Raw genomic sequence first — 17,357 nt, 5'->3', positions numbered from 1 at the left:
ATGCTCAGGCCTCCGGGGTGTTCGGGCGGAGCGTGCGGATGAAGCGGTTTCGTCCGCCGGTGAGAGGTGGTGCGAGGAGCGTCGGATCGGTGATCGGTCTGGGGAAGTCGTTGGCCGCCGCTGCTACTCCGGCGTCGTCCACGTGGGTTTTGCCCTCGGTAGTTGGGGGCGCTTCGCGTCCGTGGGTGGCGCGGGAGTGGACGGCGTTGATAGTCGATTGGGCGTCGCCGAGGGCCGCGCAGAGAGCTCGGGCGTGCCGTCTGGCTTCGGTTAGAGCTTGGCCGTGGCGGCTCAGGACGTCGGCGAGGTCTTCGGCCTGGTCGTGGCCGAGACGGTCGGCTTGCAGCTCCCGGAGGAAGAAGCGGTTGATCTGGTCGAGGACCTGATCGAGGCCGTAGGTGGCTGCGCTGAGGTTGCCGAGGATGGCGTACGCGGTGCCGGGGAGGGTCAGGCTCGGAGGGCCGGCCGTGGCGAGGTTGAGCTGGCGGACGTGTTCGTAGAGGTTGCTCGCGAGGTCTGCCGTTTGGTCGTCGTTACGAGCGGTAGCGAGAGCCTGCCTGTGGTCGGTCATGTGAATGTGTCCTTGTAGATACGGGGCCCGCCTGGGGGCTGTGATCGGTCATTGCCTCGCCTCTCTTGCGTGGTGGTCGTGAGGTAGTGCCACTCTGCCGGCGCGGATGCTGCGGCGGTGCACTGCTTGCGCATTGTTGGCGCTGTTTACGCTCCGTAGTATGCAGAGGCGCTGATCTTTGTGCCAGGACCAGGACGGTGTGGCGCCGGGGTTGCGTGGTCGGGTCACCGTGCTGGGCCCCGGCGGCGGTGAGGGCTGGGGTGCGTCGGTGTGGGCGTGCTGGATCGGTATGGACCGTCTGAGAGCTGGTCGCTCAGGGGTACGGGGAAGGCTGTGGCCGCGAGGCGCGCCGCGTTCTGCTCCGCCGTGTAGTTCGGTGGTGTCCGTGGCAGCGTAGGGGAAGATGGCCGCGGAGTTGACCGGCTGAGTCTGCTGAGCTGGGTGGCAGCCTTGCGGGCGGCAGCTGCCTGGGCAGCGCGTTGCTGCAACTGCCGGTACTCCGCGATCGCCTCGATGAGGGCAACGAGTTGCACGACCAGGTGAGTTAGGACGCCGGCGAGGCTCGGACGGTTACCGCGTTGTCCCCGGATACCGGATAGAGCCAGTGCTCTAGCAGCTCTGCGTAGGTTCGCGCCGTAGGGAGTCAAGGGTGGTTGGCGTCCGTAGGGTTCGCGAGCTGCGCGGTCGTAGAAGTCGGCGGCACGGGCGAGTTCCCGGTTGCCTGTGAGGGCCGCGGTCACGTGTAGGACGTCGGATGTAGCGGCTGCTACGTCGGCGCGGACGACCGGGTCCTGGATATGACGCATCTGCCAGGTGGCCGTCGCAGTGGCTCGGGCGGCCTGCTGGTAAGCAGCGGATCGCTCCTCGTGGGTCAGCTCCACCCCGCCGAAGGGGCGACGATCGAAGCGGTTGCCCTCGTGCGGCGCCGACCAGCGCTCGCGAAGTTTGGGGAGCGTGAGGTTGGGCGCGAGCTTTTTGCCGGAGAACCAGACTGGTTGGTTCTCCTTGTTGTTGTGATGTGGAAGCGCAACGGCGTAACCGGTGATCTGCTCGAGTGTGCGGGCGCTGTGGCGGATCTTAACCAGCACTCCGGCATGTTCGAGGGCGGTGAAGAAGTCGTCCTCGTTCTCGGCTCCGGCAGCTGCGGTGGCTACGTGCCGACGGAGGGTGGCGCGGGGCGGCTCGGGCCAGTTCCTGCGGTGGGCAAGTTCTGTCTCGGCTCGGGTTGGTCGTGGGGCTGCTGTCCGGTCTGCGGACGCGGTCGGGGTGAGTTCGTAACGCTTCTCGACGATGTGGCAGGCGTCGGCGACCTTGAAGTAGTCGCGGTGGACGTTGGGGTTGCGTCCGTCCTCGCGCGCCAAGACCACGACGAGGTGGATGTGGTCGTCGGCATGTCGCACTGCGATCCAGCGGCATGCTTCGTCGTCGCCTCGTGGCGCGAACCCGGTCTGGTGCATCACCTCCTCGGCGATGTCGGCCCATTCGTCGTCCGAGAGGCGCCGGTCCGCGGGGGCGGCGCGGACCGAGCACTGCCAGATCGGAGACGTCAGCGGGGTATGTCGGAGAGTGTCGAGCGGGGAGGTCAGGACTCCGACCAGATGCCGGAAGTCCCGATCGCCTCTGACGTCCAGTCCGGGTTCCAGGGCCATGGGGAGTCGGAAGCCCGCGACGAGGTGGGGATTGATGTGTTCGTTGCGCCGGCCGGGGCCGTAGAGGTAGGACAGCAACCGGGCGACGCTCTCACCTCGGGTCACTTTGCCGATCAACGCTGGAGCCGGCCAAGCTCGACGGAAGAGGCATCCACTCTTCGAAGAACGTTCTGCAGGTAAGCCAACGCAGCGGGCAGTTCGCAGGGTACCTGTCCCGTCGCGTTCGCGATACGGGCCAGCTGGTTGAGGTTCACGCCGATCCGGTTCAGCTGTCGTGCGATGCCGCGCAGTTCCTCGCAGGTATCCGGCGTCAGTTCGTATCCAGATCTGTGCTGGCGATTGACTGCTTGTACGGTGTGAACGATGAATGTCCCGTAAGCAGCTCCTGCTCGGTGCGCTGCTTCGCAGATCTCCTTGTATTCCTCGTCGCTGACTCGGAACCTCATCTCCCGGTTTCGCCGACGCCCCTCACCGAGCTGCGAGCGTCGCTGCAGCTTGCGTGATGCGCTGACCTGCTCGTCTTCCGTGGCTTACCTCCGATCACATCGATCACGACCGCGCCCGGTCGACCCGCCCCGGGTGCACACGTGATGGACCCGCCGCGGGTCCATTGCGTGTCGCGACACGGTCCTACCTTGCAGCCTCTAAGTAGGGTCGTCGGCGATTCTGTCGGCCGATGCTACGTTCAGTCGGAGAGCGTTTATCCGTGCCGAGCGGTGTCGTTGAGTATCAGGCAGTTCAGATCTTCAATTGACAGGAGCCACGCTATAGAACTTCGCGTGCAGAGAGTCTCCGCGACACTTACCATCTTCGAGATTTCTTCGGCGGTCGACCGGTCGAGCACAGCAGGTTCGAGCGGCGAGCCGATACAGGTTTCGTGACAGTGATTGGGCGCAAGGACGGCTCGCGTACAAGATGCCGCCGATGATGAGCCGCACTAGGCAACTCTTGCGTGGAAGGCGTCGCTGCTGCAGCAACGACCGCCGCGCCCCGTCCCAGCTTCGTCCGCTGCGCGGTGGACGGTTCGTCCGCCCGCCGTCCGCCGTCGTACTGCAGGCGGACGACAGTTCGTCCGCGCGGACGAACGGCGGACAAGCGCGGACGAACGGCGGACAAGCGCGGACAGACCGCGGACAAGTGGGGACGGGCTGCGGACAAGTGGGGACGGGCGGCGGACAAGTGGGGACGGGCGGCGGACAAGTGGGGACGGGCGGCGGACAAGCGCGGACGGGCTGCGGACAAGCGCGGACGGGCGGCGGACAAGCGCGGACCAAACCCTTCGCCGTCGGCGTCGGCACCTGTGTCGCTCCCACTCAACGAAACGGGAGCTCAGGCCGCGCGATGATTCGGCGACGGCCGACTGGGACCAGGACGGTCTGGACAGGGCGTCTGTCGATGATGTTGAGCCGCAAGCGGAAGTCTCCGCGGCTCTAGATGGGGACCCGAGACCTCCAGGTCGTCAACGATCGCCGAGCTTTGTGTGCCGCGCGCCGCGAATCCGCTCGGACGGCGGACGGCGGACGGCGGACGGCGGACGGCGGACGGCGGACGGCGGACGGCGGACGGCGGACGGCGGACGGCGGACGGCGGACGGCGGACGGCGGACGGCGGACGAGCATGGTCGAATCCACTCGCCCCACTTCGGCAGCGCTTTGTATGGCTGATAGCGGCGTCAGGCTCCGCCGGTCCTGCTGCGAGAGTCCTGGTTGGGCGCTCGACGGAGATCGGTACCGCTTCAGCGCCTTTCGGCCCCCAGCCGTGCTTCTCTCAGCAGGATGCGGCGACAACCGGTAAGTAGGCAGCTGAGACGGCCGTGACGTCGGCGGCACGCCGCTACGTCAGTGAGCGAGGGTTGGCCGGCCGCAAGAGCTGGCTGCCGACCTGGGCCTTCCCATGCCCCGTGGGGAGTGCCCAGGCGTGGTTTCTCCTGCTGGATGAGACAGTCCGTGGCGTCCCGGAGAGTCGAGCGCTCGTATATCGCGTCGATACGGCGGGCGAGATCGGTGACGTTCTTCGCTTCGACCAGCTGACCGGGCAGCAGCGCCCAGATAGAGCCGGTGTACTCGCCCCACCAACAGCACAGGTCTGGATACCGTCGCTGCAGCCATGCGACGGCCAGATCAAGATCGGTCTCCGCAGCCAGACCGTCAGGCCACTCGGCGGATAGTCCGTAGGGCACTCGGCCGGCTTGGGCGACGGGCTCTGGAAGAGTCACTAGGTCACCTCCGAGCAAGCGCGCGGCGAGCACGCTCTTCAGGTGATGGATGGCCAAGACGGGCCTGTTGAAGGGTCGTGCGGCCGGTGAAACCGGGGGGACGGTCACCGGCCGCACGACAAGCCGGCCAGGGTGGCCGGCGAAGGACGCGCGTCACGGGGGTGCGGCGCGCGTCCTGGTCTCAGCGCCTGATCAGTGCCCAGGTGGCGTGGCCGTCGGCGCAGCCATACTCGCCGGTCTCATCGGCGTATGCGTCCGCCAGGAGCAATCCGCGTCCGTGCTCTGCCGGATCGGCGCTCCGATCGGTGCGAGCAGGAGCGAGGCCATCGTCCAGGACCGTGAGACGTGTCTGCTGACTGCTGATGCTGAGCTCAGCCCTGATCCGGCCGCCTGGCCAACTGCTGGCCGTGTGCCACAGCGCGTTTGTGCCGTACTCACTAACGATCAACTCGAATGCCTCGGCCAGCTTGTCGACCAAGAGCAGGTGCACCCACTGGCGCAGTAGAGGTATCGCCTTGGCTACTCCGGGCACCTCGATTTGCCACACAGAACCGTCTCTGTCCGATTCTGTGCTCGCTACGTCAGCCGTGGACCGGCGAGTTGTCGGCGTCACGGGAAAGGCAAGAGTCCCGTCCATGTTCGTCCTGGCGGACGTTTCGCTCGGGCCGGACTTCCCGGCAACGTGCGAGGAGCCTTCAACGCCCTTCGAGGAGGGCGGAGACGCCGCCCTCAGAGCTATCCTCATCCATACCTCCCTTTCGAGGGTGAGGACGCGCGGCCGGGCAGGGTCTCCAATCCATCGCCCGGCCGCGCGAATGCTGTCGACGCGGCAGCCGCTCCGCCTCGTCCCGACCAGCTCTGCCGAGCTCGTCGGTTAGGGACGTAGCCCACCTCGCCGCCATCTCTCGCACTGTGATCCTTCGATCGCAATGCGTTGTCACGCCATAGTGACTCTGTACAGTTCATGATCACAATGACTTTGACGTTTTCACTTGAGGAGTTGCTCCAAGGTCCTGCTCCCGGCCCAACGAGGAGGGCAGACTGCCGCTCATGGTGCAGCCACACAGTCCGACAGTTCGCGGCCGACGGCTCGCAAGGGAGCTACGTGAACTGCGCGAACATGCCGACCTGCGTCCGGAGGACGTCGCCCAACGGCTGGGCTGGAGTCGCCAGAAGGTCATGCGGATCGAGCGAGCGCTTACCAAGGCCAGCGGCAACGACCTCAACGCGGTCATGGATCTCTACGGTGTTACCAGCCCCCAACGCGATGCCCTGCTGCAACTCGCCAAGGACGCCTGGAAGCGCGGCTGGTGGACCGCCTACCGCGACATCTTCGCCGGCACGTACCTCTCGCTCGAGGACGAGGCATCCCAGATCCGCGAGTGGCAACCGCAAGTCGTACCTGGTCTTCTCCAGACGCCCGACTACGCGCGGGAAGTCGTGATGGCATTCACCTCTGATGCTGAGGACATCGAGCGTCGTGTCGCTGCGCGCATGACGAGGCGATCGATCCTGAGCCGGCCCAACGCTCCCGAGCTGCGTGTCGTCCTCGACGAGGCGATCCTGTTTCGCAGGATGGGCAGTGCCGAGACCATGCGAGCGCAGTTCGACTCCCTGCTCACCGACTCCCGGCGTCCCCACGTAAACCTACAGGTGCTCCCGTTTGATCGCGGCCGTCATCCTGGCCTCAACGGCGGTTTCGTCGTCCTGACCTTCGAAGTCGGCATCGATCCCGACATCGCCTACCTGGAGACTCCTGGCGGTGACATCTACCTGGAGTCCGAAGACGACGTCGCCCGTCGTAGGGTGGTCTTCGACGAACTATCCGAAATGGCCATGTCTCCGGACGAGTCGGAAGCACGCATCGAACGTGCTGCAAGGGAGATCACGGATGGGTGAGGGTCCCGACCTCGCGTGGCGTCGCTCCTCCTACAGCACCAGCGGTGAGAACTGCGTGGAAGTCGCCGCCCTGCCCCTCGCGCTTGGGCTTCGAGGCCTCGACAGCGTTCGTTACGCGGCTGTGCGCGATTCCAAGGACCCGGAAGGCCCCAAGCTCATCCTCGAAGGTCGAGCCTGGCGGAGGCTGAGCCATCGGATCAAGACCGGCGCCTTCGACCGGAGGTGAGCAAGCTTGAGAGGCCGAAGCCACTCCTCCGCAAGCACTTGCGCTCTCCGCCGCGGCAACACAGGGGTCTAGACGGAACGGCCACCTGTCCAGGTAGAGCAGTACGGTGATGGCTAAGGTCGTCGACGTAGCGCTTGGTCATCTCATAGAAGGCCCGGATGCTGTGCTCCTTCATTTAGCGCCAGGTGAACTGGAGCTACCGCAGCGTGAGAGGGAAGGGGTGCCCGACCATGCCCTGGACCCCGCGTTCCAAGGTACTGCCGACTACATTTCCGGAAGCCCACCACATGCGCGACGGTCTTTCCTCACCAAGTGACAAGACCGCCGAGTCGGACAGGCCGCGGGCGGCGTTGTCATCGGGCAGCCCCATGTGATCGGGTGTTCTGGTGAGCATCGATCAGTTCTTCGGCTATGGGCCTAACGCTCCGTTTGCCACCAATGAGGTGTTCACCAACCGGGAAGCGCAGATCGATCGGTGCCATCGCTGGTTGATCGAGCACTCCGCACGTGAGTGGCCCGTCCCGGCGTTGATGGACTTCCAGCGGCCGGCGGTGAACATCCTCGCGGTGGCCGGTGAGGGCGGCATCGGCAAGTCGACGCTGACGCGGCACGTTGCTGACCTCGCGGTTCGGGGAGAGTTGGAGGGGCTACCGAAGAACCGGGCGTCCGTCGTCCTGGATTTCGCGGACCCCGACACCTCCAGTTTCGAGTCGTTGCTGCTGCGCGTCCGGGCCGGGCTGGGGCGTCTGGCGCGTAGCTGGCCGGCATTCGACGTCGCGCTCGCCCTCTACTGGGAGCGCAAGCATCCAGGTGAGTCGCTCGCCGCCTTTCTCGGCAAGGGGTCGGCGGACGGACGGCGCGCAGCGGACCAGGTCAGCGGGACCGTTGACCAACTCCTCGGCGGGTTTGGCGCGATCAGTGTCACCTACCAGGTCCTGGACAAGCTCGGACGCACCGTCGCGCAGAAGGCCAAGCTGAAGTCACTGCGCAACGAACTACTCGCGCTCGATCCGATCCTGGATGAGGCTGATCCGGATCGGATGCTCGGCTACATGCCCGTCCTGCTGTCGGCCGACCTGGAACGTGCCCGCGCCAAGAAGCCCGTGCTCGCGGTGTGCGTGCTCGACACGTTGGAGATCGTCCAAGGGTTGCCGTCCGAGCGCGGCGGCCTGGAGGACCTGGTGTCGCGGTTGGTCTACCTGATGCCGAACGTGACGTTCCTGGCGGCCAGCAGGTTGCCGCTGGGCTGGCACGACCCGGTCCGCTCCCTTGGGTTGACCTACGGTGGCGCCCACCGCTGGCCCGAGCTCGCCGGGCCGGTCCAGGTCAGGCTGGACGGTTTCGATCCGGTGGCCGCGAACGAGTACCTGACGTCCCGGCTGACCGTGGAGGACCGTCCTGCGATCGACGAGGCGGTGCGGGACCGGATGATCGCCGGATCCGCCGGGTCACCGCTGTACCTGGACCTGTCGGCGAGCCTGTACGCGCAGTACCTCGCGCGTGGCGAGACGCCGCTGCCAGAGGTGTTCGGGCTCGGGTTCCCCGAGCTGGTGTTGCGGACGATGCGGGACCTGTCGGAGACCGACCGCGACCTCCTGCGTGCCGCCGCGCTGCTCGAAGCGTTCGATGCCGACCTGCTGCAAGCGATGCTCCCGGGCGTCCGTCGCCGGCGTATCGACGCGTTCATCTCGCGCCCGTTCGTCCGGCATGAGGAGTCGGTGTGGCCTGCATACCGGCTGCACGAGAACCTGCGCCGCAGCGTCCTGGACTGCGACGCCCACACCCCTGACGGATGGACGGCCGGTGAGCGACGTGAACATCTGCAGCGGGCCATCAGCCACCTCTCGAAGGTCGCGCTGTCGATCTGGGACGAGGAAGAGTCGGCCTCGCTGGCTGAGCGGAGTCGGCGGACCGTCGCCGCGTTCTTGCTGCTGTTGCGTGCTGCGATTGAGCACGGTGTTCTGCCGCCGGTGCTCGCCGATCTGGCCTACAGCCTGAGCGTCGCCGGCCATTGGCAGGTCTTGGCGTCCCTTCCCGCGCCGGACGCGATACCCGAGCTAAGGCGGCTGTCCGCCGTCGCCCAGCTGACCACTCGCGGCGACCTCAACACCGAGGACCGCTACCAGGCGATGCATGGGCTGGTCGGCGAGCACGCGACGCCCGAGTCCGCCGACCCGTTCGCCGATTACTACCGCTGGGAACTGGGCACCCGTGCCCACGTCGCGGGACGGCTGGACGAAGCGATCGAGCATTTGTCGGCGATCGCGGCCGACGGCTCGCTGATCGGCGCGAGCGCTCTCTTCGGCCTGGCCGATAACGCGCTACGCCGCGGCGACTTTCGGCAGGTCGCCGACCTGATGGACAAGGCCACTGACGAGGGCCTCGACCGCATCCGTGTCGCCGACATGCTCGGCCACACCTATATCCACAATGCCCGCTTCGCCGACGCCGCCCGTCTCTTCGAGACCACGTTGGAAGCCGCCCAGGCCGCGGGAACGCCGCTGTGGGAAGCTCGCGCCCTGCGGCATCTGGCCCTCGCGCTGATGTGGTACGACCCCGACCGCACCCTTGCCCTCGTCCCTCGGGCCCGCGACCTCAACTCGGCCGTCGGGGAACTGATCGGTGTGGCGCAGTGCGACCTGGCCGCGTCCATGGCCCACGCCCTGCGCGGCGAGCACGGCCAGGCCGCCGACCTCCTGGACGCCGCAGCCCGTCAATACGAAGAACTCGGCGCCACCGGGGAACTGACCCCGGCGGAAGCCATCCGGGTACTGCAGTACGCCGCCGACGGACGCCTCGACCAAGCCACGGCCATCGCCTCGCGCCTCGCCGCGTCCGTCCAAGGCCCGCAACCCGAGTGCCTGCCCGTCTGGGTTCAGGTGACCAGTTGGTGGACTGGCCTTCCTGCCCCAGAGGAGGCAGGCCTGCGGTTGCTGGACGGTACCGACACCGCCCTACAGCGCTGGAAGGTGCCCCTAGACCGGCTCCGGCTCTTGCACCGCAGTGCGTGCGCACCGCTCGATGTGGCAGACCGAAAAGCGTTCATTCCTACCGACCGCCTCCCCAGCGACGTCCTCGATCGCGCTGCACGGTCGGCGTCCACCTCGCCGGCTTTCGACAGGTCACCCGTCCAGCAAGCCGGCGACGACGGGATCATCTTCGGGGAGCGTACCGTCATCAAACTTCAGCACCGCGCCCACGAGCGACTAGAGACCGCCCTGCACCTGGAGCAGCTCCGCGCCGCTACCGGTATCCCGGCTCCGCGCCTCCTTGACCACGGCACTGTCCCTGGCGGCGCCTGGTGGGCCGTCCTCGAACGGCTCCCCGGAACGCACAGCAACCACCCGACCCTCGAGCAGCAACGCGCACTTGGACGCACGCTGCGCGTGTGGCACTCCCACAGCCCAGCCGTAGGCCTGCGCCTAGACGATCCCGGCGCGCTCGGCGTCCTACTCGGCGGGGCACGGCACGCTGTCCCCCGCGCCTACCCCGCCCTCGCCCAACGCTTCAGCGACGCCTGCGACGCGATGCCGATGACACCCATCCACGGAGACCTGGCCGTCGGCCATAACGCGCTGTTCGAAGGCGACGCTCTCACCGGCGTCCTGGATCCCGGCGCCATCGAGCAGGGCCCGCCCATGCTCGACCTCGCCTGGGCCCTTGCCGTGGACCTTCCACACGGCGGGTCGACCGAACCGCTCCTGGAGGGCTACGGCGAGGTAGACCGCGCGGCACTGGACGCCCTGCTTCCGCTCATGCTCCTGCGCCGCCTCATCGACACAGTCCCCCTAGGTCTGACCGAAACAGCCGGCCAGTGGATCGCCCGTCACCTCCGCGAGAACCACCCAGACCTACTGGCACTCGTGGAGGACGAACTGGCTCTCTAAACCGGTAGGCCCAGCCGCACCGCCCACCGATACAGGATGTAGTTGTCCAGGACGTTGACCGGCACCGACAACCGCTCTCGAAGCCGTGGCTCGTCGTCACGCGCAGAAACGGTTCAGCCCGTCGAACAGCGCCAACTCGTACCCATCCGCCAGCCCCCGGCTCCCACTCGTGATGACTCGGACGCGAGGTCAACGGCACCGTCGCCTCGACCACGATCGCCACGCCTCCAGATCCGCCGAGGCCAATACCGATGCCTCAGCCAACAGATCGAACCCCGGCTGCACGTACTCCGACAGCACCGACTCCAGCCGCTGCACCTCGACGCGCAGCTCCGCACACCGCCAACCATTCACCAGGTGCAACACCAGCACGTCCCGCTCCAGCGTGCTCAGACCACCGCCGCCGGTTCTTCCCTGGCCCCGGGACGATCCGAAAGAAGCTTGCCAGACCAGGCTGACCCCCGATCGCCACGTCCAGCGTCACTTCACCCGGCCGAGCAGCCCGCAATCTCTCGAACGGCTCGGGCAGCGGCTCAATGTTGCCCCCGTGCCATTCGGGCCGATCCACAAAGTTCTTGGTCAGCCACCCCTATTCCGGGTTCCCGGCGCCAACATCCACGAAGAACCCACCACGCCGGTCACCGAAGGCCCGGCATCAGCACAACGTCCACGGCGTTCCCGCCATACGCAACCAGACCACACCCAGCCAACAGGTCCGACCCCATACCGCCAACCGCATGTCGCGCTCACTACGCCCCACGCCACGGATGTCCAGCGGGAGATTCCGAACGACTCGGAGCACAGCGAACTGACCAACCCTGGTGGTGCGGCCCATGCCGAGTCGCCGCCAGGTGGCCGGGGACTTTAGGTCTTCACCGTCGGCTTGTGGCGGACCCAGTCCGACCAGCGAATATGTGATCGCCTGAGACGCCAAATGTTAGCAAGAGTGTAGCCCTGGTGATCAGTTGCCTGCGCGGTAGGGGAGATTTCTGCTTATCTCGTAGGCGCGCTTATCGTCGAGGGGTACGGTGGCAAGCCACTCCCGCGCGTGATATTCGTAGGCCGCCGCCGTCTGCGGCGGCAGGTCCGCACGTCTCAGGAGCCGGATCAACAGGAAAGGGAAACGAGTGTTCGAAAGAGCACCATCTTCGTTCAACCAGCGGAGGGCGTGAGAAAGTGCCCGCTCATATTCGTCCGGAAGCAGGTCGGTGCGCTCCAGAAGGGATATGAGAATGTCCCCCCTGTTCAGAGAGAAATCGACATCTAGATGCCCTAGGGCGAGCCCGACGACTTCCCGGACCTCATCGAAAGCCAGATCGGAGCGCTGTAGAAGTGCGTTGATGAGTGGCCGTTTCGGCTTCAGACCTCTCTTCGATCGGCATCGTTCGACCATCATGGCGACGATGCGGCGGATCTGCTCAGCGTTCAAGGATGAGGCCCGGTGCAGCACCACCGTGAGGAACTTGGGGTCGGGATCTGTATCAACCAGGGCCATGACGTGATCCGTCAGGCGGACAGATTCCTCAGCGGAAAGGTCGCCCCGGTGCATGAGTGCGGTGATAACCAGGCGTCTATGGACGGCCAGTTCTGCGGTTTGTAGCCAGTTGAAGGCCTGCCCGATGATGAACCGGGCCTGCTCGGCGCTGATCCGGTCATTCTCGAGCATCCTGTGGATTACTATGGGATCGGTCTCGTTGTCGCGCATCTGCGACCACAAGATCGCTAGGCATTCCCGAACGTGGTCACTGTCGAGCAGCGCGTGGATGAGTGGGCGTCGACTTGGCCCGGGCGGATGCTCCCGCAGCCAGCGCAGGCCGATCAACCCGACCTGATGTCGTTGCGGTTCGGTGAGCGTTCTGGCCCGGAGCAATACGCTCAGGACGGATGCGCCATCCTGATCGTGGGTTTCGACCCAGGTCAACGCCGTGCTCACTGCCAAGTCACGGCTCTCGACCGGCAAGTCCTCGAGCGTCAGGAGGAGGCGCACCACCCGGAATGCCTGACCTTGAGGGTTCCGGTCTCGCCGAAGCCACCCCAACGCACAGCGCGCTGCTTCCATCCGCTCGGCGGGAGTGGTTGCTCCGGTGAGCAGTCGGCAGAGGACCTCGGGTGTGGCGGCCCAGCGAGGTCGATCTTCAACCCAGGCGATCGCGTAATCCAAGACGAGCCGGCGCTGCGTCGGCATCAGATCAACTCGCCCGAGTAGGGCTCGGATCACTTGGTCAGCATCGGTCTGAGTGTAGTGTCGCGACAACCAGGACAGCGCCGCGGTGATGCCCGCCGTAGGGGCGTTCTTGGAGCGAACGACGGTGGCCAGGAACGAGGTGGCCTCATGCCTTGCCTCCGCCCTGGCCAGCCACGGTGAACCGACCTCTTCCCAGTGCTCGGTGACGACCCCGCCCCACGGACGTTCGAGCACAATGGTCAGCAGGGCGTGCTCGCCATCCTTGCCCGCGCTTACCAGCAGTTCACCCAGCCGCATTCGCTGCTGGATAAGCCACTTCCCGCAGAAGCGTTCCAGGTCGGCGACCTGGTCGCGCTCTGTCTGTGCAGAGAGGTCCGCCATGACTCTGCGGAGATGCTCGGCCAGGAGGGCGAACGATCGTCCGCTTCGACTCAAGGCCGCGCAAGCCGCCCTGGCCGAAGGTTCGTGGATAGTGTTGTTCGGCGGTGGGAGCATCGAGTTCAGGAGTAGTTCGTCGGTGACGATGTCGTGGACGGTGACGAGTTGACCCCCGACCTCTTCTAGCCATCCCAACCTCAGTAGCTGTGCAACTGCCGATGCACCGAAGTCTGCCCCTGGCAATTCATTGACGGCGGCTTCCACGGCCTCGCGAGGTTGGGGACAGGCGGCCACTGCCACGGCGCACGCCAGTTCCTGCGCGGAGGGCTCCACCATGTCCAGGGGGCCCTGGCGTGTCATGTCGGTATGGGTGAGCTGATCGTGCCGGAGCGCATCTCGTAGCCATGGTCGCAACTGGCCGGCGTGTGAGCTCACTACATCTGGCACCCTGCGCCCTTCCGCAAGGTACCTCTCAATCGTCCGCGCTATGAGTAGCGTGATAATCGGGCGCTGACCGCATGTTTTGGCCATCGCCGCTTCGCCCAACTCCCGAACGGCGGTGGGTGCGACCGAATGAATTATGTGCCCGGCGACCTGGGAGCGGTATGTCTGATCGTCGCGGAGGCGCACCAGGTTGAAAAGGAGCCCACCTCCTCGTTGGTTCATGAGCTCGTTCCTTGAGCCGGAGCGCGTTGAGGCCAGGAATGTCACGTCCATTCCCGACCGCTTGGCCTCCGCCAGGAACCTGTCGGCCAGGGCCCGCAGATCAAGCTGCGAGCATGCATCAAGGTGATCAAAGATCAGCAGGATGCGGCCATGGCCGGGTTCAAGCACGTCAGCGCTGAGCTGCTCGACGGTCACCTCGGGGCTCGCTGGCACGTGCAGCACCCGCCAGCCGTCAGCATAAGCTCGTGCCGCGACCTCAAAGCAGGTACGGGTCTTCCCTGCCCCGGCAGGGCCGACAAGGAGCACACCGGGGGGATCCGAGCCCGGAAGGCGGGCGAGCAACCGAGCAGGGTCGGCCACGTGTTCTGCCCCCGGCCCAGCGAAGGGCAGTTCGCTGTCGAGCAAGAACGTGTGCCTGCTGCTCAGCCCCTGAAGCATCTCCTCATGTGTCAGTACTGAGTTCGCCTTCGACTTGGGCGGCACCGCGGCGTCGCAGAAACGGCAGGCGACATCGTTCCCAAAATATCGGCCGACGATGCGCGGATGGCTTCGTAGGACTGTACTGAGGTATTCGGCATCCCAAACCTGATCGAATTCCAAGTTCGGGTACTCGGTTTGATACTCGTGGATCAGGTCACTGACCTCCGCCCGGATGCCCCGACACGCGGTGGCAATGACCAGCCTACGCGCGCTAAGAGGTCGGCGCCCTTTTGCGAAGGTGTCGAGCGCTTGGCGCGCCTGCGCCCGCCTCAACTGGGTGACCTTCTTCGCCTGGTAAGCATGCCAGTCGCCGTTGCGGGATCGGCCGACGACGTCAATGCCCGCCTGCTCTTGGCCGGACACGCCGTACCTGCGTGCCTCGACGAGGTGGTCGACGACCTGCGCGACATCGAGCAGCAGGCGCTCGAAATCCTCCCAGTGCAGGTCATTGAACGGGAGCAGTGAGATCTTCGGATCGGTCACTACCGGGCGATGGAGCGGCGGATCTTGACGCGCGAGATCGACTGGAAGATAGCGTTCGGCTGCCGCCTCGGATCCGTCGGACACCGCATCCCTCGTTACCGTGGTTTCGCGAGATGGTCCAAGCATATCAATAGCGAACAGGCTGGCCAGGGGGCTGCACAGCGCGTCGATAATCGAAAGAGCTCGTGGTAAGTCGAGGTTTGCGATCATCTTGATCACAAGAAGCTCCTGTTGATGTCCTATCCAGCTGCGCTGGAGTTGTCCCCTTCAACTCGCGGGTTCGTGGCCGACCTGGTCCGCTGGCATCGAACGGGGGCTCGGGGCCTCGTGGCGGCGGTTTGGCTCCTGGCTGTGAGGCCCTGCTGCTTGTGTCCCCTGCGCCACGAGCGGCGACTCCGGGTTCCCGACGATGTCGCCGCGACGCTGGCCGGCCAGCTCGGAGAAGCCGAGTGGCCGGTGTGGGTGCTGGAGGACGATGGGACTGTGCTCGGCTGCACTACCGTGCTGGAGGAGTGCCCGGCATGGGCGTACACCGACGCCGAGCGTGCCGAGTCGTCGTTCTTCCAAGTCTCGACATGGACCTTGCCCACCAACGGTGCCCGGCTCGGGCACGTGATCGCACGGTGGGCATTGGACCATGCCGCCCGAACCGGCCAGGCTCATGTGCGGCGCGGCGCGTTCCACGCCCGGCCGGCGGACTACTACTGCCGGGAGCAAGGGTGGCGGCTGCTGCGCGAGGTCGAGCGGCGGGGCCGGACCGCCTACATCATGTCCCGGCCTGCGGAGCGGCAGCCGGACCTGCCGGTGCTGACGCAGACCGTCTCGACCGGGTGAGGGACCGCAGTCCCGCCTCCAGTATCAACGGCGGTACACCTCGTAGACGCGGTCGCCGGTCGCGGTGAACGCACGGCACGCGCCGCGGACCTCGGCCTCGTCCAGTATCCCTGCGGTGACCAGGTAGGAACCGTCGTCCAACAGCCTTTCCAGTGGGGCAGTGCCGTGGTGACACATCGCAGCGTCGAGGATGTGCTGGAAGTTCTCCGGTAGCGGGGGATGGACGACCTCATCGCTGAAGCCGCAGTGGGCCAACCGTTCGCGCAACAGCCGCTTTCCCGCCCGCCATCGCAACTGGGCCAGGCCCTGGACCGCAGGGAGGGCCGGAGCCCGGTCCTCCCTGCGGCTCCGCTCGGCTATCGGGTGGTTGAGCGGCTGCGGGTTTTGGCGAGGGCCTCTAGGGCGGTTTCGTCGGCGTCGGGGAGGGTGTGTAGGTAGCGCTCGGTTGTGGCTATGGAGGCGTGGCCAAGGCGTTCTTTGACTACCTGGAGGTCGGCGCCGCCGTTGAGGAGCCACGAGGCGTGAGCGTGGCGTAGGTCGCGCATGGTGGGTCTGAAGTTGAGGCCGGCGGCGGCCAGGGCGGGGTACCAGATTCTGCGGCGGAACCAGTCGTTCGGGATGTGGCCGTCGGTTTCGCGGACGCGTCGGGGGCGCGGGTTGTCCTTGCCGTTCGCGCGGCGGGCGGCTCGGTAGAGGGTGAAGGCGCCTCGGCAGTAGTCGCAGCGGCAGCGGCCGGCGGTGTACCCGCTGAGGGTGCCGTGGTTGTAGGTGCGGCCCTTCTCGTTCGGTTCTGTGCGGCCGAGGGTGGCTGGGTCTGGGATCTCGGTGATGCGGGCTCGGGGCTTGTCCTGGGGTGGCATCTGGAAGAGGAGGTCGTCTTGGGTGAGGCTCGCTGACCTGATGTGCTCCTCTAGCTTCTCGGTGATCTGGGTGCTGAGTTTGAAGCGGCGGTACTCCTTGTCCTTCGGGTAGTCCTTGACGAGGAAGTGACGGCCTTCCGGGTGGAACTTCGGATTCAGCTCGACGACGGTGCGGCTGACCGTGAGGATGCGGGTTCGGATATTGAGGTCCTTCACGCGCAACTCGCTGAGCTCGCCCCAGCGGAGGCCGCTCTCGATCTCGGTTTCGGCGAGAAGCCGGAAGGCGCCCTCGGGGAGTGCGTGGTAGACGTCGTCGAACTGCTCGGGGGTGATGATTTCGAGGGGCTTGCGGACGACCGGGGGCGTGCGTACTCCGCGGCAGGGATGGATGAAGGTGACCTGGTCGTCCATCGCCGTGGTGAAGATGGCGCTGAGGATGATCTTGTTGTGGCGAATGGTCACCGGCTTCATGCCCTGGTTCTTGAGGGCCGTGATCCACGCGCGGACGTGCTCGGGGAGGATGTCGATCATCCGCATCGAGCCGAACGTCGGCATGATGTTCCTGTAGATCGCGTACGTGTAGCCCTCACGGGTGGTGGCCTCGACCTGGTGGTTCGGGAGCCAGGTCTCCTCCACGTAGTCCTTGAAGCGTTGTCTTCCTCGGCCGGGGTCTCCCGTGCGGCCTCTGGAGACTTCGACCTCCGCTCGTTGCCATGCTTTGTCGGCGTCCTTTTTGTTCGAGTATGTCCCGGCCGACCGCAGCCGACCTCTGATGTCGACGTAGCAGGCCGTGTAGCGGTACTTTCCGTTGTTACCCTTGCGCTTCTTCGCGTATCCCAAGGCGCGATCCTCCATGATCATCCGTCCGTGATTTGTCCGTGGACGGTGGCGGACAGGCCATCCTTGTCCGTGAATGGCTGACACCTCCGCAGGCCGTCTACCTGGGATTTTAACGCGGATCGCCTTTACCTGCATGACCCCCAAATGGGCAGGATTTGGAGTTCGGGACTAAGTTGTCGTGGGT

11 protein-coding genes are annotated in these 17,357 nt (G+C 65.9%); 4 read left to right on the top strand and 7 right to left on the bottom strand.

All coding sequences use genetic code 11. The annotated features are described in order from the left end of the window. Nucleotides 1–4: 4 nt before the first annotated feature. From amrb99_RS12095 to amrb99_RS12080, 4 genes are all read right to left on the bottom strand, one after another. Nucleotides 5–571 (bottom strand): hypothetical protein, encoded by a 567-nt coding sequence (locus amrb99_RS12095; RefSeq protein ID WP_190856013.1) that lies wholly within the window; start codon nucleotides 569–571, stop codon nucleotides 5–7. 224 nt (nucleotides 572–795) lie between these two features. Continuing rightward, on the bottom strand, nucleotides 796–2,298 hold the full coding sequence (locus amrb99_RS12090; RefSeq protein WP_190856012.1) for a mobilization protein: 1,503 nt from the start codon (nucleotides 2,296–2,298) through the stop codon (nucleotides 796–798). A gap of 35 nt (nucleotides 2,299–2,333) precedes the next feature. After that, a complete protein-coding gene (locus amrb99_RS12085) occupies nucleotides 2,334–2,666 on the bottom strand; it encodes a MobC family plasmid mobilization relaxosome protein (RefSeq protein WP_190856011.1) in 333 nt (110 codons plus the stop codon). Nucleotides 2,667–4,616: 1,950 nt separating this feature from the next. Continuing rightward, on the bottom strand, nucleotides 4,617–5,072 hold the full coding sequence (locus amrb99_RS12080; RefSeq protein WP_277819898.1) for an ATP-binding protein: 456 nt from the start codon (nucleotides 5,070–5,072) through the stop codon (nucleotides 4,617–4,619). A gap of 413 nt (nucleotides 5,073–5,485) precedes the next feature. On the opposite strand from amrb99_RS12080, the gene amrb99_RS12075 reads away from it, so the two are divergent. From amrb99_RS12075 to amrb99_RS12065, 3 genes are all read left to right on the top strand, one after another. Continuing rightward, nucleotides 5,486–6,334, top strand: coding sequence for a helix-turn-helix transcriptional regulator (locus amrb99_RS12075; protein ID WP_190856009.1), 849 nt, complete (start codon nucleotides 5,486–5,488; stop codon nucleotides 6,332–6,334). Further along, a complete protein-coding gene (locus amrb99_RS12070) occupies nucleotides 6,327–6,560 on the top strand; it encodes a DUF397 domain-containing protein (protein ID WP_190856008.1) in 234 nt (77 codons plus the stop codon). The genes amrb99_RS12075 and amrb99_RS12070 overlap by 8 nt, the downstream gene beginning before the upstream one ends. 386 nt (nucleotides 6,561–6,946) lie before the next feature. Next, on the top strand, nucleotides 6,947–10,447 hold the full coding sequence (locus amrb99_RS12065) for a phosphotransferase (protein ID WP_190856007.1): 3,501 nt from the start codon (nucleotides 6,947–6,949) through the stop codon (nucleotides 10,445–10,447). 189 nt (nucleotides 10,448–10,636) lie between these two features. On the opposite strand, the gene amrb99_RS12060 is transcribed toward amrb99_RS12065, so the two are convergent. Both amrb99_RS12060 and amrb99_RS12055 read right to left on the bottom strand, forming a co-directional pair. Then, a complete protein-coding gene (locus amrb99_RS12060; RefSeq protein WP_190856006.1) occupies nucleotides 10,637–10,819 on the bottom strand; it encodes a hypothetical protein in 183 nt (60 codons plus the stop codon). Nucleotides 10,820–11,408: 589 nt separating this feature from the next. Continuing rightward, nucleotides 11,409–14,858 carry a hypothetical protein gene (locus tag amrb99_RS12055; protein ID WP_190856005.1) on the bottom strand — a complete coding sequence of 1,150 codons (3,450 nt, stop codon included), beginning with the start codon at nucleotides 14,856–14,858 and terminating at the stop codon, nucleotides 11,409–11,411. A gap of 147 nt (nucleotides 14,859–15,005) precedes the next feature. On the opposite strand from amrb99_RS12055, the gene amrb99_RS12050 reads away from it, so the two are divergent. Continuing rightward, complete coding sequence (locus amrb99_RS12050) at nucleotides 15,006–15,473, top strand: hypothetical protein (RefSeq protein ID WP_190856004.1); 468 nt, start codon at nucleotides 15,006–15,008, stop codon at nucleotides 15,471–15,473. Nucleotides 15,474–15,829: 356 nt separating this feature from the next. Here amrb99_RS12050 and amrb99_RS12045 read toward each other — a convergent pair whose 3' ends face one another. Then, the gene (locus tag amrb99_RS12045) at nucleotides 15,830–17,188 is read right to left on the bottom strand and encodes a site-specific integrase (RefSeq protein WP_190856003.1); all 1,359 of its coding nucleotides are present in this window, start codon (nucleotides 17,186–17,188) and stop codon (nucleotides 15,830–15,832) included. Nucleotides 17,189–17,357 lie beyond the last annotated feature (169 nt).

Source organism: Actinomadura sp. RB99, from assembly GCF_014706005.1.
GTDB lineage: Bacteria > Actinomycetota > Actinomycetes > Streptosporangiales > Streptosporangiaceae > Spirillospora.
This window is presented reverse-complemented; position numbering and strand designations above follow the sequence as displayed.